19 protein-coding genes are annotated in these 20,976 nt (G+C 67.2%); 16 read left to right on the top strand and 3 right to left on the bottom strand.

Annotation, left to right across the window (positions count from 1 at the left end):
• The first annotated feature begins 94 nt into the window (after positions 1-94).
• The 13 genes from F816_RS0106755 to iscR all read left to right on the top strand — a co-directional run bounded on the left by F816_RS0106755 (position 95) and on the right by iscR (position 13,770).
• Complete coding sequence (locus tag F816_RS0106755) at positions 95-2,587, top strand: FimV/HubP family polar landmark protein (protein WP_019594083.1); 2,493 nt, start codon at positions 95-97, stop codon at positions 2,585-2,587.
• A gap of 138 nt (positions 2,588-2,725) precedes the next feature.
• Positions 2,726-3,442, top strand: coding sequence for a hypothetical protein (locus tag F816_RS0106760; protein WP_019594084.1), 717 nt, complete (start codon positions 2,726-2,728; stop codon positions 3,440-3,442).
• Positions 3,443-3,453: 11 nt separating this feature from the next.
• Positions 3,454-4,296, top strand: a complete 843-nt coding sequence (truA, locus tag F816_RS0106765; RefSeq protein ID WP_019594085.1) for a tRNA pseudouridine(38-40) synthase TruA — start codon at positions 3,454-3,456, stop codon at positions 4,294-4,296.
• A gap of 70 nt (positions 4,297-4,366) precedes the next feature.
• Positions 4,367-5,008, top strand: coding sequence for a phosphoribosylanthranilate isomerase (locus tag F816_RS0106770; protein ID WP_019594086.1), 642 nt, complete (start codon positions 4,367-4,369; stop codon positions 5,006-5,008).
• A complete protein-coding gene (gene trpB / locus F816_RS0106775) occupies positions 4,995-6,203 on the top strand; it encodes a tryptophan synthase subunit beta (RefSeq protein ID WP_018951751.1) in 1,209 nt (402 codons plus the stop codon). Before F816_RS0106770 ends, trpB begins: the two co-directional genes overlap by 14 nt.
• The gene (gene trpA / locus F816_RS0106780) at positions 6,200-7,033 is read left to right on the top strand and encodes a tryptophan synthase subunit alpha (RefSeq protein WP_019594087.1); all 834 of its coding nucleotides are present in this window, start codon (positions 6,200-6,202) and stop codon (positions 7,031-7,033) included. Before trpB ends, trpA begins: the two co-directional genes overlap by 4 nt.
• Positions 7,034-7,069: 36 nt before the next feature.
• Positions 7,070-8,035, top strand: coding sequence for an acetyl-CoA carboxylase, carboxyltransferase subunit beta (gene accD / locus F816_RS0106785; RefSeq protein WP_019594088.1), 966 nt, complete (start codon positions 7,070-7,072; stop codon positions 8,033-8,035).
• Positions 8,036-8,043: 8 nt separating this feature from the next.
• A complete protein-coding gene (gene folC / locus F816_RS0106790; protein WP_019594089.1) occupies positions 8,044-9,381 on the top strand; it encodes a bifunctional tetrahydrofolate synthase/dihydrofolate synthase in 1,338 nt (445 codons plus the stop codon).
• Positions 9,382-9,491: 110 nt separating this feature from the next.
• Complete coding sequence (locus tag F816_RS0106795; protein ID WP_019594090.1) at positions 9,492-10,091, top strand: SPOR domain-containing protein; 600 nt, start codon at positions 9,492-9,494, stop codon at positions 10,089-10,091.
• Positions 10,092-10,170: 79 nt separating this feature from the next.
• Positions 10,171-10,722 (top strand): CvpA family protein, encoded by a 552-nt coding sequence (locus F816_RS0106800; RefSeq protein ID WP_018169615.1) that lies wholly within the window; start codon positions 10,171-10,173, stop codon positions 10,720-10,722.
• 95 nt (positions 10,723-10,817) lie between these two features.
• The gene (gene purF / locus F816_RS0106805) at positions 10,818-12,326 is read left to right on the top strand and encodes an amidophosphoribosyltransferase (protein ID WP_019594091.1); all 1,509 of its coding nucleotides are present in this window, start codon (positions 10,818-10,820) and stop codon (positions 12,324-12,326) included.
• Between the two features lie 13 nt (positions 12,327-12,339).
• Positions 12,340-12,927 (top strand): L,D-transpeptidase, encoded by a 588-nt coding sequence (locus F816_RS0106810; RefSeq protein WP_019594092.1) that lies wholly within the window; start codon positions 12,340-12,342, stop codon positions 12,925-12,927.
• Positions 12,928-13,290: 363 nt separating this feature from the next.
• A complete protein-coding gene (iscR, locus tag F816_RS0106815) occupies positions 13,291-13,770 on the top strand; it encodes a Fe-S cluster assembly transcriptional regulator IscR (protein ID WP_018145846.1) in 480 nt (159 codons plus the stop codon).
• A gap of 114 nt (positions 13,771-13,884) precedes the next feature.
• Here the strand turns inward: iscR and F816_RS0106820 are convergent, their stop codons facing one another.
• The 3 genes from F816_RS0106820 to F816_RS0106830 are packed head-to-tail and all read right to left on the bottom strand — an operon-like array spanning position 13,885 to position 17,884.
• On the bottom strand, positions 13,885-15,945 hold the full coding sequence (locus F816_RS0106820) for a DUF3488 and transglutaminase-like domain-containing protein (protein ID WP_051080085.1): 2,061 nt from the start codon (positions 15,943-15,945) through the stop codon (positions 13,885-13,887).
• Entirely contained in the window at positions 15,942-16,964 is a 1,023-nt protein-coding gene (locus F816_RS0106825) for a DUF58 domain-containing protein (protein WP_026333170.1), read from the bottom strand. The genes F816_RS0106820 and F816_RS0106825 overlap by 4 nt, the downstream gene beginning before the upstream one ends.
• Entirely contained in the window at positions 16,946-17,884 is a 939-nt protein-coding gene (locus F816_RS0106830; protein WP_019594095.1) for a MoxR family ATPase, read from the bottom strand. Before F816_RS0106830 ends, F816_RS0106825 begins: the two co-directional genes overlap by 19 nt.
• Before the next feature lie 124 nt (positions 17,885-18,008).
• Here F816_RS0106830 and F816_RS0106835 point away from each other — a divergent pair, with 124 nt between their 5' ends.
• From F816_RS0106835 to F816_RS0106845, 3 genes are read left to right on the top strand one after another with little or no spacing between them, the layout of a single operon-like run.
• Positions 18,009-19,157 (top strand): MlaE family lipid ABC transporter permease subunit, encoded by a 1,149-nt coding sequence (locus F816_RS0106835; protein WP_019594096.1) that lies wholly within the window; start codon positions 18,009-18,011, stop codon positions 19,155-19,157.
• Between the two features lie 3 nt (positions 19,158-19,160).
• Positions 19,161-19,964 carry an ABC transporter ATP-binding protein gene (locus F816_RS0106840; protein WP_019594097.1) on the top strand — a complete coding sequence of 268 codons (804 nt, stop codon included), beginning with the start codon at positions 19,161-19,163 and terminating at the stop codon, positions 19,962-19,964.
• Complete coding sequence (locus F816_RS0106845; protein ID WP_019594098.1) at positions 19,961-20,974, top strand: MlaD family protein; 1,014 nt, start codon at positions 19,961-19,963, stop codon at positions 20,972-20,974. The genes F816_RS0106840 and F816_RS0106845 overlap by 4 nt, the downstream gene beginning before the upstream one ends.
• Positions 20,975-20,976: the final 2 nt, after the last annotated feature.

Below are 20,976 nucleotides of genomic sequence, written 5' to 3' on the forward strand. Positions count from 1 at the left end.
CGCCGGGGACACTACCCGGTACATCCGTGGCCAGGGGGTCATCGGCCGTGTCGGCCGAGGCAGTACGGCCAGGTGGCATTTTCAGGGGGAATTCGTGCGCAAGTTTTTGGTTGGGTTTTTGTTCTTGCTGCTGGTGGCCCCGGCGTCCTCGAGTTCCGTGGGCTTCGGCGAAATCAATCTTCAATCCTTCCTGAATCAGCCCTTGCGGGCGGAGATTCCCTTGCGGGGAGCGGCAGCTGCCGGCGATTCCCTGCGAATTCGCCAGGCTTCCGAGGACGCATACCGCCGCGCCGGTCTGAACCGTGGCGGTGTTCCGGGGGACCTGAACATCCAGGTCGAGGGTGACCGCATCATCCTGACCACACGCCGGCCGGTGCGCGAGCCCTATGTGGGCATGCTGCTGGAGGCGCGCTGGGATGGCGGGCGCGCCATGCGCGAGGTCTCGTTGTTGCTGGATCCGCCCGGCACGATGCCTTCCGGAACTTCTGCCCCGGCCGTAAGCGGGGACCCCGGCGCGGCGCCGCGTGCGACCCGCGAAGGCGAAACCATCCGGGTGCGTAGTGGCGACACCCTCTACGCGGTCGTGCGCCGCAGCGGTGTCTCGGGATACAGCGACGAGCAAGCCATGCTCGCGTTCCTCGACGCCAATCCGCAGGCCTTCATGGGTAACAACATCAATTCGCTGCGCGCGGACGCGGAATTGCGTACGCCGTCCCGCGAACAGTTGGACGCGCGCAGTACCGCCGAGGCGCGGGCCGAGGTTGCCGACCAGACGCGCGCATGGCAGGAATCCACTCGCGTCGCCCGCGAAGAACCGGAGCCGGCTCCGACCGCGGCTGAGGAGGGTGTCGAGGGCGAGGCGCTGGCCGAGGACGAAGAAGCGGCTGTTACAGAGGACGCTGCCGCGGCGGTTGAGGACGACGAATCCGCGGTGGCCGAATCGGACTCGGCCGTGACCGAGGACGAAACGGCGGTGGGCGACGAGGCCGCGACCGAGGAGGTGGCGGCCGAGGATCGCCTGGAGATCGTCGCCGATCTGCTGCCGGAAGATGCCGAAGCCGGGGCAACCCAGGGGGGGTCCGAAGAGCTGCTGCAGGAAGCCCTGCTGTCCCAGCGTGCCGAAATGGACGGAATGCGCGACGAGCTCTCCGAATTGCGCGAGGAGCTTGGCGAGCGTGGGCGTCTGGCCGAGATCTCCAGCGAGAACATGGCCGGGCTCGAGGAGCAGCTGAGCCAGCTGCGCGCCGAGCGCGAACAGCTGCGCACCCGTCTGGATCGTGCGGATGCCGAACGCAATGCTCCGCTGCACGAACGCATCATGAACGATCCGTTGCTGCTGATGATGGCGATTGCGCTGGTCATTCTGCTGCTGCTGGTGTTGCTGGCTTTTGCCCGCGGCGGTCGCCGCGAGGTGATGGTCGACGAACACGGTTCCGGCCTGAAGCCTCGGGCCGACAATAGCGGGGTGCAGGCGTCGACCGTGGGCGCCACGGGGTACGAGGCGCGTGAAGTCCAGGGCGGCGAGCGAGGCGCGGGTTCCGGGGTGTCCGGGGCCGCGACCGCGGCTGCGGCCGGAACCATTGTGGGAACGGCCGCTTCGCGCTCCGACGAATCTGCAGAGACCAGGCAGGAAGAATCCGCGCATCCACCGGCCCAACCCGAAGAAGAGGTAGGCGAAGTGGTGGTCTCCAGCACCAGCGAGGGTGCGGCGGGCATGGACGACGTGCTGGCCGAGGTGGATGTCTGCCTGGCCTATGGCATGAATGACCAGGCGGTCGAGACGCTGAACGCCGCCCTGAAGGAGAATCCGGACAACAATCAGTACCGGCTCAAGCTGGTCGAGGCCCATGTGGCGCTTGAGGACGAAGCGGGCGCACGCGAGGCGGCGACGGCCCTGCGCGATCGCCTGGGTGCGGACGACGATGCCCTGCGCGATCGCCTCTCGGAGCTGGAGTCGAAGTTGGGCGGTGCCACCGGGGCGGCCGGCCTGGCCAGCGCCGATTCCCTTGACGAGCCGGCTTCGGTGGACCCCGGGGCTGCGGGGGGCGACGCTGACAGCAACGAGATCGATTTCTCCGATCTGGAGCTGCCGGAATCCGACGATGCGGAGCCGCGTGCCGATGCGCAAGAGCCGGGCACGGCAGAGGATCAGGGGCTTTCGTTCGATATCGACGACAACCTGGAACAGGACCTCGCCAGTGCGGCAGAAGCGACTGCGGAAGAAGGCCAGACAGGCGATGACCTGAACGACCTGTCCTTCGACCTCGAGGAAAACGAGCTTCCGGACCTCGATGCGCCCGCCAGTGGCGGTGACAGTGGTGAAGGCCAGGAGACCGGGCTGGAGATGGACGAGGATCTGCCGGCCTCGGGCGAGGCATTCGCCGCGCCGGAATCGGCCGATGCCGGGGAAGGTACGGATGGAGCCGGCGATGACGAGAACGTGACGCGGCTGAGTCTGGCCCAGGCCTACGCGGACATGGGTGATGCGGAGGGTGCCCAGGAGCTCATCGACGAGGTTCTGGCCGCTGGTACCGACGAACAGAAGCGCGAGGCCGAGGCGATCCGGGATCAGATTCAGGGAAGCTGATTGCTGGAGCCGGGTCGTGTCGGGCTGGTGATGCCGGCGCCGTGAACCGATCATGGCTACGATGTGCGGCCCCGCCCGGGGGGGATCTCTCGGGCGGGGCCTTTTGGTTTCGAGGATGGGGATGGGCGCTGAGTGGCGATGAGCGCGGAAGAGCCGATGAGGTCGGCCCCCGCTGAGGGCGATGCCGGAGCCGCGGCCGCGGCTCTGCTGGGTGTGCTGGGCGTTTCTGCGGCGCTAGTGCCGGCCGAGCCGCAGGTGGTGGCTGTCGCGGCTGTGGTGGCCGGAGGGCTGGCCTTGACCGGTCTGGACTGGGGCCGTGCGGGCCGGCTGGTCCTGCGTTTGAAATGGTTTTATCTCTCGCTCGTGGTGTTCTACGGGGTGTGGCCGACGGGGGGCGGAGACTGGGGCACGGGACTGCAGGTGGCCGGATGGCGTATTGCTGCACTGGTGCTCGTGGTGGTGCTGGTGGTCTGGATGACCGGACGCTTCCCGCGGTCGGCCCTGGTGCGTGCCCTTGGGGGCATTCTGGGCGGCCCACGCCAGGTGCTGGGGGGCTGGGGCGAGCGCTTCGCGCGACGTCTGTTTCTGGCACTGGCCATGTTCGAGGGTGAACGGGCGGTACTGGAGCAGCGCCGGGCGGGCCTGCGCGGAGTGCGCCGAGCACGCTTGGCACAGGTCCGGGAATGGCTTGTCCTGCGCCTGGATCAGGCACTCGCAGGGGGTGGCGATGTCGCGGCAGAGCTGCCGGCGGAATCCGCGATGATCTCGGGCTGGCGAATCCCCAAGGCTGCGCTGGCCTGGCTGTGGGCGGGGGTGGCGGCGGTCTGGTGGATGGTACTGGGGGCAGGGTTTTGAATAGCGACCAGATGTCGGTGTCATCCGGGGGTGGAACGGGGCCGGCCACGCGCCAACGCTGGGCGCTGGGTGTCGAATACGATGGCCGCGGGCTGCTGGGCTGGCAACGGCAAAAGGATGGTCCGAGCGTCCAGGGCCACCTGGAGGCGGCGCTGGGCTTCGTGGCGAATCACCCGGTGGAGCTGAGCTGTGCCGGGCGTACCGATGCGGGCGTCCATGCCACCGCCCAGGTGGTGCACTTTGACACCCCGGCACAACGCGAACCACGGGCCTGGATCCTGGGAAGCAACAGTCGTCTGCCGGATGCGATTGCGCTGACCTGGGCGCAGCCGGTACCCGATACCTTCCACGCCCGGTTCGGCGCGTTCGGGAGGCGCTACCGCTATGTGATCGCGAATCGCGAGATCCGTCCGGCGCTGGAGGCGGGGCGGGTATCATGGTGGCGACGGCCGCTGGATGCCCGGCGCATGCATCGGGCCGGTCAGACCTTCGTGGGGGAGCACGATTTCAGCAGCCTGCGAGCGGCGGCGTGCCAGGCCAAGTCCCCCGTGCGGCGGGTGCATTCGCTGTCGGTGAGCCGGCGCGGCTCCTACGTCATTCTGGATATCCACGCGAATGCCTTTCTGCACCACATGGTGCGCAACATCGCCGGCGTCCTGCTGGCGGTGGGGGATGGTCGGGCCGAAATGGGCTGGCCGATGGATGTTCTGGCGGCGCGGGATCGGCGCGCGTCGGGGATCACCGCGCCGGCCGGCGGGCTCTATTTCGTGCATGTGGATTATCCGGTGGAGTTCGAGCTGCCGATCACCGCGGGGCCGGCTCTCGATGGCGTCCCGGGGAATGCGCCGGGGTGATTGCGGGAAAGCCGGATCGCGTGCCGGGTTCTGGTAGGCTTTGCGGCGGGACAGAGGAGGCCGGCGGCGCATGCGTTATCGGGTGAAGATCTGCGGAGTGACGAGCCCGGAACAGGCACGTGCCGCGGCGGCGGCTGGGGCCGATGCCATCGGGCTGGTGTTTCATGCAGCGAGTCGGCGGGCGGTAGAACCGGCGCAGGCCGCGGCCATTGCGGCCGCGCTGCCCCCGTTCGTGACCACGGTGGGATTGTTTGTGGACCCGGATCTGTCACGCGTCGAAACGGTATTGCAGACGGTAGGGTTGGATTGCCTGCAGTTTCACGGGCACGAGACGGCGCCGTTTTGCGCGCGCTTCGGGCGGCCTTATCTAAAGGCTATCGCCATGGGCGAAGGGCAGGATCCACGCCCGGTGATGGAGCAACATCCGGATGCCCAGGGGTTTCTCCTGGACAGTCATGGTGGGGGGCGCAGTGGCGGGTCGGGGCATCGCTTCGACTGGCAGCGTGTCCCCGACGCACTGGAACGACCCTGGCTGCTGGCCGGGGGGCTGGATTCGGACTCGGTGCGCGCTGCTCTGGAACACCTGCGTCCGTACGGGGTCGATGTGAGTTCCGGGGTGGAATCCGCGCCCGGAATCAAGGATGCACGACGCATGCGGGCCTTCGTACAGGCGGTGCGTCAATGCGAGGTAGAGACTGATGAACAAGATTGACTGGGCGGCTTTCCCGGATGCCCGTGGGCATTTCGGGCCGTATGGCGGGCGCTTTGTGTCCGAGACCCTGATGGGGGCGCTGGACGAACTGCAGGCGGTATACGAGCAGTACATGCAGGATCCCGACTTCCTGGCGGAGCTGGATCATGATCTGAAGCAGTTCGTTGGGCGGCCGAACCCGCTCTACCATGCCGAGCGCATGTCGCGGGAACTGGGTGGGGCGCAGGTCTACCTCAAGCGCGAGGACCTGAATCACACCGGAGCGCACAAGGTAAACAACACGATCGGCCAGGCCCTGCTGGCCAAGCGCCTGGGCAAGAAGCGAATCATCGCCGAGACCGGTGCCGGACAGCACGGCGTCGCGACGGCCACCGTGGCCGCGCGGCTGGGACTGGAATGCGTGGTCTACATGGGCGAAGAGGACACCCGACGCCAGACACAGAACGTCTATCGCATGCGCCTTCTGGGCGCCGAGGTGGTGGCGGTGAAATCCGGGACCCGCACGCTGAAGGATGCGTTGAACGAGGCGATGCGCGACTGGGTGACCAACGTCGACGACACCTTCTACATCATTGGCACCGTGGCAGGGCCGCACCCGTATCCGGCGATGGTCCGTGACTTCCAGGCGGTGATCGGCCGCGAGGCGCGCGAGCAGCACCTGGAGATGACCGGACGCCTGCCGGATACCCTGGTCGCTTGTGTCGGTGGCGGGTCCAATGCCATCGGGCTGTTCCATCCGTTCCTTGGCGACGAGTCGGTGGAAATGATCGGGGTCGAGGCCGGGGGCGACGGGGTCGAGACCGGGCGCCACTCCGCGCCGCTGTGCGCCGGGCAGCCGGGCGTTCTGCACGGCAACCGGACGTACCTGATGGAAGACGAGAATGGCCAGATCATCGGCACGCACTCGGTCTCGGCGGGCCTGGATTACCCGGGCGTCGGGCCGGAGCATGCGTGGCTGAAGGACATCGGCCGGGTGAACTACGTGTCGGTAACGGATGACCAGGCGCTGGCCGGCTTCCACCGCATGACCCGCACCGAGGGCATCATCCCGGCGCTGGAGACCAGTCATGCGATTGCCCATGTGCTGGACCTGGCCCCGCAGATGCGTCCCGATCAAAGCATCATCATCAATTTGTCCGGGCGCGGCGACAAGGACCTGAACACCGTGGCCGAACGCGAGGGGATTACGCTATGAGCCGCATCGAGCAGCGTTTTGCCGAACTGCGCGAACAGAATCGCGCGGCGTTGATCCCGTACGTGACGGCGGGCGACCCGGAGCCGGGGGCCACCGTACCCCTGATGCATGCATTGGTGGAGGCCGGGGCCGACCTGATCGAGCTGGGCGTCCCGTTTTCCGACCCGATGGCCGATGGCCCGGTGATCCAGAAGGCCTGCGAGCGGGCCCTGCGTTTTGGCACCGGGTTGCGCGACGTGCTGGCGATGGTGGCGGAGTTCCGCAAGCAGGACACCACCACGCCGGTGGTCCTGATGGGCTACCTGAATCCGGTGGAGCGCATGGGGTACGAGACCTTTGCCCAGACCGCGAAGGCGGCCGGGCTGGATGGGTTGCTGACGGTGGATCTGCCGCCGGAGGAGAGCGAGGACGTGGTGGGGCTGCTGGAGCAGGCCGGCATCGATCCCATCTTCTTGATCGCGCCCACGACCTCGGAAGCGCGTATCGATCATGTGGCCCGGGCGGCGCGCGGCTTTGTTTACTACGTATCGCTGAAGGGCGTAACCGGTTCGCAGACCCTGGATACCTCGGCACTGGCCGCGCGCCTGGAAGGTCTGCGTCGCCACACCGGGCTGCCGTTGGGCGTGGGCTTCGGCATTCGCGATGCCGAGACCGCGGGGAGCGTCGCGCAGGTGGCCGATGCCGTGGTGGTGGGGAGCGCGATCGTGCGCCTGGCCGAGGAGCACGACGGCGATGCCGACGGCTTCGCCCGTGCGGCGGCGGCGGTGGTCAGTGAGATGCGTCATGCCATGGATGTGGCGCGCTCCCCGGGCGCGGCAGCCACGGTGTAGAATGCGCGGCGCCGATTCGAATTACGGGGAGACGGCATGAGCTGGTTCGAGAAGTTGATGCCTTCGCGCATCCGCACCGACAATGCGACCAAGCGGGGGGTCCCGGAGGGCCTGTGGGTCCGTTGCGAGGGCTGTGACGCGACGCTTTATCGCCCCGAGGTGGAACGCAACCTCGATGTCTGCCCGAAATGCAGTCATCACCGCCGCATGAGCGCACGCCGGCGCCTGGAGACCTTCCTGGACGCCGAGGGCCGTGAGGAGATCGCGGCGGATATCGAATCCTCCGATGTCCTGAAATTCCGCGATTCCAAGAAGTACAAGGATCGCCTGGTGGCTGCCCAGCGGGCCACCGGCGAGCGCGATGCCCTGGTCGTGATGCAGGGCCAGCTTCTGGGGCGCCCCTTGGTGGCGACTGCCTTCGACTTCCGCTTCATGGGCGGTTCCATGGGCTCCGCGGTGGGCGAGCGCTTCGTGCGCGGGGCCAACCGCTCGCTGGAACAGGGCATCCCGCTGGTGTGCTTCAGTGCCTCTGGTGGTGCGCGCATGCAGGAGGCGTTGTTCTCCCTGTTGCAGATGGCCAAGACCAGCGCGGTGCTGGCGCGCATGCAGGAAGAACGCATCCCGTTCATCTCGGTGATGACCGACCCGACCATGGGGGGTGTGTCCGCGAGCCTGGCCATGCTGGGTGATCTGAACGTGGCCGAGCCGAATGCCCTGATTGGCTTTGCCGGGCCCCGCGTGATCCAGCAGACGGTGCGCGAGACCCTTCCCGAGGGCTTCCAGCGTTCGGAGTTTCTGCTCGAGCATGGCGCGATCGACATGATCGTCGATCGCCGTGACATGCGCAGCCGTCTGGCTGCGGTACTGGGCATGTTGACCCACGCCCCGGCGCCGGGCGCCGACCCAACCGGAGATGAGGCGGAGGGCGAGGGGGCCGTCGAGGTTATCAGTCCCGAAAACGGGGCGGACGGCGAGCGCGTCGACGCGCCGCGCCCCGCCTGAGGCAGCCAGTGCGCTTCACGACCCTGGCGCAGTGGCTCGCCTTCCAGGAGCAACTGCATCCCGTGGGAATGGATCTGACCCTGGAGCGCATTGCCCTGGTGGCCGATCGCCTGGGGCTGCGTGGGGCCGGCACACCGCCCACCGTGATCGTGGCCGGGACCAACGGCAAGGGGACGGTGGCGACGCGCACCGCGGCCCTGCTGCAGGCGCAGGGGTTGAAGGTCGGGCTGTTCACCTCGCCACACCTGCTGCGCTACAACGAACGCATCCGCATCGACGGCGAGCCCGTCTCCGATGCCGCCCTGTGCCGCGCCTTCGAGGCGATCGACCAGGCCCGCGGCGAGGATTCCCTGACCTACTTCGAATTCGGTGCACTGGCCGCGGTCTGGCTGTTCCGTGAGCAGGGCGTCGCGGTACAGGTGCTGGAGGTGGGGCTGGGCGGGCGCCTGGACGCCGTCAACATCTGGGATGCCGACGTCGCTGCGATCACCGCGGTGGACCTCGATCATCAGACCTGGCTGGGCGACAGTCGCGAGGCGATCGGCCGCGAGAAGGCCGGTATCATGCGCCCCAATCGCCCGGTAGTGCTGGGCGAGCCCGAACCGCCGGCCAGCGTGCTGGAGCATGCCGCACAACTGGGGGCGCAGGTCCTGCGCAGTGAACGTGATTTCGCCCTGACGCGCGACGCGACGACGCTACGGTGGCAGTGGCAGGGGACGGCGCGCGAATGGCGGGTCGAGGGCGCAGCCAGCCGGATTGATGGTGCGGCGCTCCTGAACACGGCTACGGCCCTCGCTGTGGTCGAATCACTGGGACTGGCCCGAGGGCTCGACGATGGTGTCGTCAGTCGGGCCCTGGCAATCTCGGCGCCGGGGCGTCTTCAGAGGGTGCACGGTGAGCCGGAATGGCTGCTGGATGTTGCCCACAACGTGCATGCGGTCAACGAACTCGCGCGCTGGCTGGAGGCGCATCCGGTCCCGGGCGCGGTGGTGGCCCTGGTCGCCGTCATGGCGGACAAGGAGCGGGCCGCCATGTGGAGCCGTCTGGATGGCCTCGTCGATGCCTGGGTGCCGGTCCCGCTGGACCTGCCTCGGGCATTGCCCGCCGCGGCGCTGGCCACCGAGTTGGAGGCGAGCGGACAACGCCGGGTGTCCCGCGTGGATGCCGTCGCGGCGGCCATCGCAGAAGCAACGCGTTGCGCCGGACCTTGCGGCCGGGTGGTGGTGTTCGGTTCGTTCTACACCGTGGCGGCGGTACTGGAGCAGTCGGAGGAGCTGGCCGACCTGGCACTGTCCGGGCAGGCCGAGGCGCTTGGTGGCGCGGGCGAGGTTGTGCATGCCCTTTGAGCGTCAGGAGCGTCGCGCCCGACGGCTTGCGGCGCCGGCGCGAGCGAGCGTACTGTCACAGGCGTGTAGTGTTCCCTTAACTGGCCCTGGCGCCGCCCCCGGATGACCGCATGACCAGCAGCGACAATCCCATCCGCTTTCGCCTGGTTGGCGCGGTCATCCTGATCGTGCTGGCGGTCATCTTTCTGCCCTGGTTGTTCGACGGGGCAGGTTACGAGTACATGAGCGGGATCGATGACCCGGTGCCCGCGGCGCCCACCTTTGCCGAGCCCGATATCGCCCTGCCATCGGAGCGCCCGGCTGCACGTCGAGACACGGTACCCGCCGCGCCGGCGGCGGAACGCGACAGGCCGGTTGCCGAGTTGCACAGCCTGGAGAATGGCGAGGGTGCGCGGGCGGCCGCGGGGGAGCAGGGGGGGGCCGCGGCCCCCCAGGAAGCGCCGGTGCGCTCGGTCGAGCCAGACGAGCCGGTGCAGGCCGGGTGGGCGGTGCAGGTCGGGAGCTTCCGCGGCGAGGACAACGCGCGCGAGCAGGCAGCCCGCCTGCGCGACGCGGGCTGGCCCGCCTTCATCGATGACTCCATGGCCGATGGCCGCCCGATTTACCGGGTGAAGGTCGGTCCGCTGGCGCAGCGCGCGGAGGCCGTGAAGCTGGGCGAACGCCTGCAGGACGAGCTGGAACTTTCCGGTATCGTGGTGGCACACCCCTGATGGCCATGACCGGGGCACCCTGCGAGGAACCGATGGCTGGGGTAAACTACGCGCCCTTTCAGCACGCGATACCGGCCCCGTGAACTGGATCGACCTCATTATCATCGCCCTGATCGTTGTGTCGGGGCTGATCAGCCTTTTCCGTGGCTTCGTGCGCGAGTCCTTTTCGCTCGCCACGTGGATCGTGGGCGTGTGGCTGGGTATCCGCTATGCGGCCGAGGTGGCGGAACAAATCCCCCAGGCGGTGTCGGATGCCACCCTGCGCCTGGGCATTGGCTTCGCCCTGATCTTTATTGGCGTCCTGATTGTGGGCGGCATCCTCGGAGTAGTGGCCAACCGCCTGGTGAAGGGGACCGGGCTGACCGGTACCGACCGCTCGCTGGGCGTGATTTTCGGACTGCTGCGCGGCGTGCTGCTGGTGGCGGTATTGATCTTCCTTGCCTCGCTGACCTTGATGCCGGACGAGTCCTGGTGGGAAAACAGCCGCCTGATCCCGGAGTTCGAGCGCCTGGTGGATTGGCTGATTGCCCAGTTGCCGGAAGGCTGGCAGGAACAGATCCATGATCTGCTGGCGAGTGACGAGCCGGTCGAAGAAGTAATCCCCGACGCCGACGAGCCGGCGACGCCCTAGAAGCGAGCTGCAAACGGCATTTGCAGCGCAACGTGTGCTGACAGGCCGTGAACGGCTTTGGTCAGCGTTTGCAAAACCCTGGAGCCTGAAACCGTATGTGTGGAGTTGTCGGAATCGTCGGGCGCAGCCCGGTGAACCAGCCCCTTTATGACGCCTTGCTGGTCTTGCAGCACCGGGGCCAGGATGCCGCAGGCATTGTGACCTGTGACGATGACGGGCGGCTGCATCTGCGCAAGGACAACGGTCTGGTGCGCGATGTGTTCAACAACCAGCACATGCAGAGCCTGACGGGCCATATGGGGATCGGCCACGTGCGCTACCCGACGGCCGGTTCGTCCAGCTCGGCCGAGGCGCAGCCGTTCTACGTGAACTCGCCATTCGGGATTACGCTGGGGCACAACGGCAACCTGACCAACGCGCGCGAGCTCAAGCAGGCGCTGTACGCCACGGATCGCCGGCACATCAATACCGACTCGGACTCCGAGATCCTCCTGAACGTCTTCGCCCAGGAGCTGCTGCGCTTCCTCGACAACGGCCTGACGCCGGATTCCGTGTTCGATGCGGTGGAGCGGGTGCATCAGCGGGCCGAAGGCGCCTACGCGGTGGTCGCGATGATCGCCGGGGGCGGTTTGCTGGCGTTCCGCGATCCGCACGGCATTCGACCCATTGTTTATGGCTCGCGCGAGGCCGAAGAGGGCGGGCGCGAATGGATGGTCGCCTCCGAAAGTGCCGCGCTGGAGTCCCAGGGCTTCGATCTGGAGCGGGACCTGGCACCGGGCGAGGCGGTGTTTATCACGCCGGACGGCGAGGTCAGCACGCGCGTGTGTGCCGAGGGGACCCGCCTGAACCCGTGCATCTTCGAGCACGTCTACTTCGCGCGCCCGGACTCGGTGATCGACAATGTGTTCGTGCACCGCGCGCGCATGCGCATGGGGACCGCACTGGGTGAAAAGATCCGGCGCATCTGGCCGGACCATGACATCGACGTGATCGTGCCGATCCCCGACACCGGCCGTACCGTGGCGCTGGAGATGGCGCACGAGCTGAACATCAAGTACCGCGAGGGGTTCATCAAGAACCGCTACATCGGGCGTACGTTCATCATGCCGGGCCAGACCAAGCGGCGGAAATCCGTGCGCCAGAAGCTCAACGCGATCTCGCTGGAGTTCCGTGGCAAGAACGTGATGCTGGTGGACGATTCCATCGTGCGCGGAACGACCTCGCGCGAGATCGTGATGATGGCGCGCGAGGCCGGGGCAAAGAAGGTCTATTTCGCCTCGGCCGCGCCGCCGGTGCGCTATCCCAACGTGTACGGGATCGACATGCCGGCCGCCGACGAGCTGATTGCCCACGGTCGGGACGAGGCCCAGGTGTGCGAGGCGATTGCCGCCGACCGCCTGATCTACCAGGACCTCGATGACCTGCAAAAGGCCGTGCGCCGCGGCAACCGGAACATTCAGGAGTTCGACTGCTCGGTCTTCACCGGGGAGTACGTGACTGGACTGCCCCCGGACTACCTGGAACACCTCGCGGCGCTGCGCGGTGACGGGCTGGTGAACACGCCGGTCGCCGGCGAGGTGCTGGATCTGGCCAACAAGAAGTAGACGCGAGGTGCTCTTGCCGAGTCTCCAATGGATCGAACCCGTCGTCCGGGATGCCCGCGAACGAGCCCCCAATGCGGATGATGTCCCGGTGGTGGTGGTCCGGGTGGACCAGCAGCGGCTGTACGTCTGGGAGGCCGGGCGGGTGACCGATATCTTCGATGTATCGACCTCGGCGCGCGGGGTGGGTTTCGAGGAGGGCACCTTCAAGACGCCGCTGGGCCTGCATCGGATTGCCGAGCGCTTCGGTGACAGCGCGCCGCGTGGCACGATCTTCCGGGCCCGCGGCAACACCGGCCAGGTCGCGGAAATCCTGACCGAGCCGGGCGCGCAAAGCCCGCGCGACAACATCACCTCGCGGATCCTCTGGCTGGAAGGGCTGGAGCCGGGGATCAATCGGGGCGGCAATGTGGATTCGCTGCGCCGGTACATCTACATCCACGGGACCGACGAGGAGGGGCGCATTGGCGAACCGGCCTCGGAGGGCTGTGTGCGCATGCGCAACGATGAAGTGATCGAGCTGTTCCCGCGCCTGCCGGTCGGGACGTTGGTGATGATTCTCGATGGCCCGGCCGTGCCGGACCTCAGTCGCCCGCCTGGCTGACAAGCCAAGTGCCCGGACGGGCACGTCCGTCATCTCCGGTACCGACCTGAAAGGCGCGTCTCCGCTTGGGGATATCGACTCTTCGTTCGGCCCTCCCCAGTCCCTCCTGCCAGCGCGGATCCCTCGCCGATGCGGCTTTGTGCCGGGGAACTCCTCTGCATGGAACGGTTCTGAATACCTACGTTAGCATTCCGTGATCTTTCTTCATTCGCCTGCTAGAATGAGGGAATTATTCCCGACTACCATTGTCAGGTAAGTAGGGAATTATTCTTGACAGGTGTTGTCAGGAATTAAGAATGGATGCCAGCCTGCGAACGGATGTCGAGCAGGACACATACTCAAGGTTATTCGGAGGCAACAAGCATGAAACTCTCAACCAAGGGCCGCTATGCAGTGACGGCCATGATGGATCTGGCGATTCACGACCGGATCGGTCCCGTGACGCTTGCCGACATCTCGCAGTGCCAGGGCATTTCGCTGTCCTACCTCGAGCAGCTGTTTGCCAAGCTGCGCAAGGCCGATCTGGTGGAAGGCGTGCGGGGCCCGGGTGGCGGTTATCGCCTGGCCAAGCGTGCGGACCAGATCAGCATTGCCAACATCATTACGGCGGTGGATGAATCCGTCGACGTGACGCGCTGCAAGGGCCACAAGGACTGCCAGGACGGCGATCGCTGCCTGACCCACGAGCTGTGGGACGACCTGAGCCAGCAGCTCTACGACTTCCTCGACGGGATTACCCTGGCGCAGTTTGCCAACCGTCCCGAGGTGCAGAAGGTCGCGCGGCGTCAGGACGAGCGGCGCGGTGCGCGGCACCACTTCATCTTCCGTAACGACGCGGCATAAGGCGTCACGCGGGACGATTCGCGCACGCGGATCGTGGACAGAAAACGGGGCCGTCCGGGTCAGAAAGACCGGACGGCCCCGAGTCGTTTGGGGCGCCGGAAACACGGGCACGCACTACACCTGGACGGCGTCCGGTCTGGGCGCGGGCGGCTTCCCGCGCGGTACCGAATACAGCAGGCTGCGCAGCTGACGCAAATCCTCCCGGCGTTGTTCGGGCGTCAACGGGGCGAAACGCTGGCGGTTGTAGGTCTCTGCGAAGGCCTTCAAGGATTCCCTCAGATCCGGGCGCGCGCGTGCGACGCGGCGGGACCAGGCATCCACAGGCTCGTGGGCCTGGCGCGCCAGGCGGCGGTGGTGGCGCGCGATGCGGCGCGATAGTTGTTGCAGCACGCGATCGGCGGGCGCGTGCCGCTGGCGCGGCCGGCGCAGCCCTACCCAGGTCAGGGCGATCAGCGCCAGGCTGCCGAACCCAACCCCCAGCGCGATCAGGACCGAGCGCCAGTCCTGCGAATCCAGCCCGAGGCGAGCGAACAGCTCGCGCTGGCGTTCGGGGTCGAAGGCCAGCACCCAGCTCTCCCAGCGAAAGCGTACGAAGTCTCCCCAGTCGTCCATCCCGAAGCGCGCCCGCTGCAGCCAGGAGAGCCCCTCCCCGCGGCGGAGAAAGCCGGGTATCTCCTCGCCGGTGTCGCTGGCCAGCCCGGGCAGCCCCTGTTCGATGCGTTCGGGTGCGATGGCGGCGGTGGGGTCGACCCGGATCCAGCCTTCGCCATCCAGCCAGACCTCGTTCCAGGCGTGGGCATCGGCGTTGCGCAGGCGCAAGTATTCGCCACGGGCCTGCCAGGCCCCCCCCTGGTAGCCGGTGACGACGCGGGTCGGGATGTCGGCCGCGCGCATCAGGACTGCAAATGCGGAGGCATAGTGCTCGCAGTAGCCGGCCTGGGTCTCGAACAGGAAGGTATCGGTGGTGTCGTCTTCGAGTCGTGGCGGCTGGAGAGTGTAGCGGTATGGCTCGGCGCTGAAGCGTTGCAGGGCCGCCTGGATGATGGCCCGATCGTCGTCTCCGTGGGTGGCGCGCCACAGGGCGACCTCGGCCCGCGACCGGGGCGCGGCGGAAGGCGGCAGCTGCAGTGCGCGGGTGCGCTCCTGTGGGTCCAGTGTGGGTTCGCCTGCTCCGGGTGGGGTGGTCAGGGCGGCCTCGGCGCTGTACTGGATGCGGCTGGTCACGGGGCGATCGCGCAGGACCTGGTAGTTCGCGCGCAGCTCGGCATCCTCGGGCAGGGCACTTGGGTAATCCAGCATCGGCAGATAGCGCGCCCGCGTGGGCTCCAGGGTGGCGGTGTAGCGGAAGACGTTGTCGGCGTCGGCGTCGGCGGCCGTGGGCTGGATTACCGCGCGATTTTCGTCCGCGGACCAGCGCCGGCCATCGAAGTCTGTCATGACCAGGGCGCGCCAGTATTGCGCTCGCAGGGGCGGCACCTCGCGGTCGAACTCGACCCGCAGGGCGGTCGATTCGTCCTGCAGCAGGTTGGCGATATCGCCGGGATTGAGCTCGCCGGACAACCCGGTGCGCGCGGTCTGCTCGCGTTGTGGGTCGCCCCACAGCGGACCCTCGACGCGCGGGAAGACGAAGAACAGGATCAGCATGAAGGGCAGGGCATGCAGCAGCATGGCGCCCGCCTGCCGCGCGAGGCGCGGGCGGGGGATCACGCGTCCGGCATGCACCTGGATCAGCGCGGCGGTGAGCAGCCAGGTGGCCAGGAGCGAATAGGCCGCGATCAGGATGGATTGGTCGAAGAAATAGGTGGTGACCACCACGAAGTAGCCGAGGAACAGTGCGATCACGATGTCGCGGCGGTTGCGGGTCTCCAGCAGCTTGAAGGCGATCATCACCAGCAGCAGCGCGGTGCCGGCCTCCTGGCCGAATACGGTGCCAAACTGCGCGAAGGTCAAGCCACCGGCGATCACGGCCAGCACGCTCATCACGCCGAGCGAAGGCGCGGGGCGGCCCGTGCCCAGCAGCCACGCCCGCACGGCGATCGCGAGCACGACCAGCGCGGTGATCCACGGTGGCTGATGCCAGACGTGTGGCAGGGCGGCGACCGGCAGGGCGACCAGGGCCAGCTCCAATCCGCGCAGATTCGTGTGGTTTGCAGGCCTGGCGGGCTTGTCTCTCATGGGCCCGGCTCCGGGTTCATTTCGACCGGGGTGCTGCGGAACCGCGCAAGGGCATGCAGGCAGTGATCGCGGTGAATCACTCCCTGGGCCGGCTCCAGGGCCTGGTCGGGCAGGCGCAGGCCGAACACGTGTCCCTCGGCATGGGCTGCGAGTACCTGATGGCACAGCATGGACAGGCGGGTCTCGGTATCGGAGGCGGGCATGGCCCCCCATTCCAGCCACAGGTGATCACCCTGGCCGCTGGCGAATTCACGGACATGCAGCTTGCCGCTGCGGGCGAAGGCCTTCCAGACGATGCGACCGGGTGGATCGCCCGCGCGGTAGGGGCGGATCTGGTCGGGCGCATCGCCCTCGCGCCGGTCGTACGCCCCTGCGGCTTCTTCGCCATCGGTGCCCGCGGTGTGACCCGGATTGATCGGCGCCGGGTAGACCACGATCTCCGGCGCCAGGGTCAGCCAGCTCCAGACCTCCAGGATGCCCAGTGGGTAGCGCGTGTCCAGCCGCTGGCGTGGCAGACGGTAAACGCCGCGCGCGAGTCCGGGGAGTTCCAGCTGTGCGGTGTGGGTCCCCTGTGCCGGGACCGGGAAAGGGTCGCTGGAGTGCGTCCCGATGCGCAGGACCAGGGCCTCGCGGCTCCGTCCAGCGGTCTCGCTCAGGCGTAGCGGGAGGGTCAGCGGTTGACCGGCAAATACCGCAGGGACGGGCAGGGTGGAGACCTGCAGACCCAGCAGGTTGCGATGGGTGTACCACATGGCGTTATGGCCGATGCCCACCAGCAGGAAGGTCAGCAGGAACGCCATGTTGTTGGAGTAGTTGATCGACCCCAGGAGCATTACCAGGATGATGCCGAACAGGGTGTACCCGGCACGCGTGGGCAGGATGTAGATGCGGTCGCGCCCGAGGTGTGCCTGGTCGCCATCGTGCGCGTGGCGCCGGGTGATCCAGCGGATGGCATCGTCGCGCAGGCGGGCCATGCGGCCGCGCGAGCGGGCGGGTCCGGTCATGGAGTCGGGACGCATTCCATCAGGCGCGCGACCGTGCGTTCGGGGACCTCCGGCTCGCGTGCGCGCACCCGATGCCCGGCAACGGCTGGCAATACGTGGGCGATATCGTCGGGTGTCGTGTAGTCACGCCCCTCCAGGAAGGCGTGGGCCCGGGCCGCACGCAGCAGCCCCAGCCCGGCACGCGGTGACAGGCCATGAGCGAAGCGCGCTCGGTCGCGGCTGGCACTGATCAGGCCCTGAAGATAGTCGAGGACCTCAGCCCCGGCATGGACCTCGGCCACCTGGTCCTGCCACTCCCGCAACTGGTGCGGGGCCACCAGGCTGGGCGGGGTGGGGTGGCTCTCCGCCACCGGTGCGGCCGCGGGAGCGGGACCGCTGCGTTCCAGCAGGGCCCGTTCGGCGCCGGCGTCCGGGTAGCCAAGCTGGATGCGCATCAGGAACCGGTCGAGCTGGGATTCCGGCAGCGGGTGGGTGCCGACCTGCTCCTCCGGATTCTGGGTGGCGATGACGAAAAACGGCACCGGCAATTCGCGGGTGGCGCCCTCCACGCTGGCCTGGCGCTCTTCCATCGCTTCCAGCAGGGCACTCTGCGTTTTCGGGGGCGCGCGGTTGATCTCGTCGGCGAGCAGGACCTGGGTGAAGATCGGCCCGGGATGGAAGCGGAACTGACCGCTGGCCTGCTCGAAGATGGAGACGCCGAGGACATCGCCGGGCAGCAGGTCACTGGTGAACTGGACGCGCTGGTACTCGAGGTTCATCGCCCGGGCCAGGGCGTGGGCCAGGGTGGTCTTGCCCACCCCGGGCACGTCCTCGATCAGCAGGTGACCATTGGCCAGCAGGCAGGCCAGCGCCAGGCGCACCGCCTCGGGTTTGCCAAGGAGGACCTCGTTCAGTGCGTGTTCTACCTGTTGCAGGGCGTCCTTGGCCGATGACATTCGAGCCTCGTTGTTGGTTGCGGCGGATGGATTGGCAGTCTGCCTTGAAGAGTTCTTCACCGGCGAATGGTTCCAGGTGCCAGGATGCGGCTACCATGAAGGCTCGTTCTCCGCGAGTCACGCGATGGATTCCACGGCCGCCAGTGCGGAACCCCCGTTCGAATATGATGCCACAGTCGATCCCGCGCCCCGGCTGCGCCTGTCGGGGCGGCTGGACGTGCATGCCGTGGAGCAACACTGGGGCCCGCTGCGGCGCTGTGCCCGCGATCTGGGGCAGCAGGCGGCCGGTACGGTGCTGGTTGACCTACGGGGCGTCGAGTACTGCGACGGGGCGGGGGCGGCGTTGCTGCATGCGCTGGAGCAAGACTTCTTGCGCGCAGATGCCGAGGTCCGGTTCGAGGGTATGGGCCGGATGGTCGAGGAGCAGCTTGCCCCGTACCGCGAGCTGGATGCGGTCGAGCCGGCTCGCGCCGCCGATGGGCGGGGCTGGTGGCAGGGCTGGATGGACGGCGTGGACCGGGTGGGGCGTGCGGCACACTCCCAGTTCAGCTTTGTCGGCGAGTTGACCCGAGCCGTCGGCAGTGCCCTGCGCCACCCGCGCCAGGTGCGGTGGGGCGATACCCTGCGGGTGGCGGAGGCGGCGGGCTTCCAGGCCTTGCCGATTGTTTCGCTGATTGCCTTCCTGCTGGGCGTGATCCTGGCCTTCCAGTCGGCGATCGCGATGCGCCAGTTCGGGGGCGAGATCTTCGTGGCCAATCTGGTGGCGGTCTCGCTGTTCCGCGAACTGGGGCCGTTGATGATGGCGATCCTGCTGGCGGGCCGCTCGGGGGCCGCCTTCGCGGCCGAGATCGGCACGATGAAGGTGAACGAAGAGGTCAACGCCCTGAAGACAATGGGGCTGGATCCGGTGCGTTTTCTTGTGTTGCCGAAGGTGCTCGCGGGGTTGCTGGTTGCGCCTCTACTGGCGCTGTACGCGAACATGATCGGGCTGATCGGTGCCGCGGTGGTGATGCAGGGCTTTGGGATCCCCTGGGTGGCGTTCTTCAATCAGGTGACGTCCGCGCTGACACTGTCCGATCTGTTCTCCGGCCTGGTCAAGGCGGTGGTATTCGGTCTGGTGGTCGCCGGGGTAGGGTGTCTGCGCGGATTGCAGACCGGCAGCGGGGCCGCCTCGGTCGGGCTTTCCACCACCAGCGCGGTGGTGACATCCATCATTCTCATTGTGGTGCTGGACGGCGTGTTCGCCGTGATGTTCTACCATCTGGGGGTCTGAGGAATGACCGACGCGGGCACGACCGTCCCCGATGGCACGCATGGCGAAGTGGTCATCCGTGTTCGCGGGCTGACCATGGGTTTCGATGACCTTGTGCTGATGCGCGATCTGAATTTCGATGTTCGCCGGGGCGAGATCTTCGTAATCCTGGGGGGCTCCGGTAGTGGCAAGAGCACGCTTCTCAAGCACATGATCGGGCTTAACCGGCCGCAGGCCGGGCATATCTGGGTAGCCGGGTCGGATATCGCCGAAGCGGAGGGCGCGCAGCGCGAGGCGATTCTGCGGCGGGTCGGCGTTATGTACCAGATGGGCGCATTATTCGGGTCGATGACCCTGCTGGAAAACGTGCGTCTGCCGCTGGAGGTGCATACGAAGTTGCCGCGCCAGGCGATGGACGCCATCGCGCGCGCCCGTCTGCAGCTGGTGGGGTTGGGTTCGTTTGCCGATTTCATGCCCTCGGAGATCAGCGGTGGCATGCAGAAACGCGCGGCCATCGCGCGCGCCATGGTGCTGGACCCGGAGGTCCTGTTCCTGGACGAACCCTCGGCCGGGCTGGATCCCATCACCTCGGCGGACCTGGATCGGCTGATCCAGCGCCTGGCGCGGACCCTGGGCATGACTATGGTGATTGTCAGCCACGAACTGGCCAGCATTTTTGCGATTGCCGACCGGGTGATTATGCTCGACAAGGAAAGCCAGGGGATTGCAGCCGAGGGCGACCCGGCGACCCTGCGTGACACATCGAATCATCCGTGGGTGCAGCGGTTCCTGCGGCGGACGGATTCCGACGAAGAGAGGCCCGCATGAGTGCCCGACATCATTTCCGGCTGGGGTTGTTCATCCTCGGCGGGCTGGCGGCCCTGGTGGCGGCATTGCTGATCCTGACGGCGGGTAACCTGCTGCGTCCGTCCATCCAGATCGAGACGTACATGGATTCCTCGGTGCAGGGCCTGGAGGTGGGCGCGCCGGTGAAGTTTCGCGGCGTGAACATCGGGGAGGTGACCGACCTGACCTTTACCTCGGTGGTCTACGAATCCGACGTGCGCCCGCGTGATCGCCGGCGCTACGTGATGGTGCGGGCGCGGCTGTATCCGGACCGTTTCGCCGCCAGTGCACAGGAAGGCGAGTTCGAGAACCGTATTCTCGAGAGCCTGATCGACGCGGGTCTGCGCGTGCGCATGGCGGCGCAGGGGATCACCGGCATGAACTACCTGGAGACGGATTTCTCCGACCCGGAAAATCATCCCCCGCTGGCGCATGACTGGGAGCCGCATTCGATCTATGTCCCGTCGGCGCCCAGTACCGCAATGCAGTTCCTCGAATATGCAGAAAGCCTGCTCAAGCGCATCGACGAGCTGGATATCGAGGGCGTCGTGGATAACCTGACCAGTCTGCTGATCACGGTGGACACCGCCCTTAGTGAACTGGATACCGGGCGCCTGGCAGAACAGGCGGATGAAATGATCGAGGAGCTGAAGACCACGACCCGCACGGCGAACCGGGTGATGGAGTCGGTGGAGCGTCTGGTCGAACACCCGGATACTCAGGCCCTGCCCAGCGAGACCCGTGCCGCGCTGCGCGAGCTGCGCGAGACCGCCGAGGCCGCCGATGTCGGACGTCTGGTGGACCGGATGGATTCGATGGTGGAGCGCCTGAATCGGGGAATGGACGTGAGCGAGGGCAAGTTGCTGGAAACCCTCGACGAACTGCAGGCCGCGATGGGTGGATTGCGCAGTCTGTCGGACGATGTCCGCCGTAATCCGGGCGGTGCACTGTTTGGTGCGCCGCCGCCGCGCAGCACGATGGACGAGGAGTAACT

The sequence above is a fragment of the Thioalkalivibrio sp. ALM2T genome (assembly GCF_000381505.1).
Lineage (GTDB): Bacteria > Pseudomonadota > Gammaproteobacteria > Ectothiorhodospirales > Ectothiorhodospiraceae > Thioalkalivibrio > Thioalkalivibrio versutus.

Coding starts and splice junctions, on each gene's coding strand:
- F816_RS0106760 (WP_019594084.1), top strand. CDS start 2,726: ATGAGCGCGGAAGAGCCGATGAGGTCGGCCCCCGCTGAGGGCGATGCC.
- truA (WP_019594085.1), top strand. CDS start 3,454: ATGTCGGTGTCATCCGGGGGTGGAACGGGGCCGGCCACGCGCCAACGC.
- F816_RS0106770 (WP_019594086.1), top strand. CDS start 4,367: ATGCGTTATCGGGTGAAGATCTGCGGAGTGACGAGCCCGGAACAGGCA.
- trpB (WP_018951751.1), top strand. CDS start 4,995: ATGAACAAGATTGACTGGGCGGCTTTCCCGGATGCCCGTGGGCATTTC.
- trpA (WP_019594087.1), top strand. CDS start 6,200: ATGAGCCGCATCGAGCAGCGTTTTGCCGAACTGCGCGAACAGAATCGC.
- accD (WP_019594088.1), top strand. CDS start 7,070: ATGAGCTGGTTCGAGAAGTTGATGCCTTCGCGCATCCGCACCGACAAT.
- F816_RS0106795 (WP_019594090.1), top strand. CDS start 9,492: ATGACCAGCAGCGACAATCCCATCCGCTTTCGCCTGGTTGGCGCGGTC.
- purF (WP_019594091.1), top strand. CDS start 10,818: ATGTGTGGAGTTGTCGGAATCGTCGGGCGCAGCCCGGTGAACCAGCCC.
- iscR (WP_018145846.1), top strand. CDS start 13,291: ATGAAACTCTCAACCAAGGGCCGCTATGCAGTGACGGCCATGATGGAT.
- F816_RS0106820 (WP_051080085.1), bottom strand. CDS start 15,945: ATGAGAGACAAGCCCGCCAGGCCTGCAAACCACACGAATCTGCGCGGA.
- F816_RS0106825 (WP_026333170.1), bottom strand. CDS start 16,964: ATGCGTCCCGACTCCATGACCGGACCCGCCCGCTCGCGCGGCCGCATG.
- F816_RS0106830 (WP_019594095.1), bottom strand. CDS start 17,884: ATGTCATCGGCCAAGGACGCCCTGCAACAGGTAGAACACGCACTGAAC.
- F816_RS0106835 (WP_019594096.1), top strand. CDS start 18,009: ATGGATTCCACGGCCGCCAGTGCGGAACCCCCGTTCGAATATGATGCC.
- F816_RS0106840 (WP_019594097.1), top strand. CDS start 19,161: ATGACCGACGCGGGCACGACCGTCCCCGATGGCACGCATGGCGAAGTG.
- F816_RS0106845 (WP_019594098.1), top strand. CDS start 19,961: ATGAGTGCCCGACATCATTTCCGGCTGGGGTTGTTCATCCTCGGCGGG.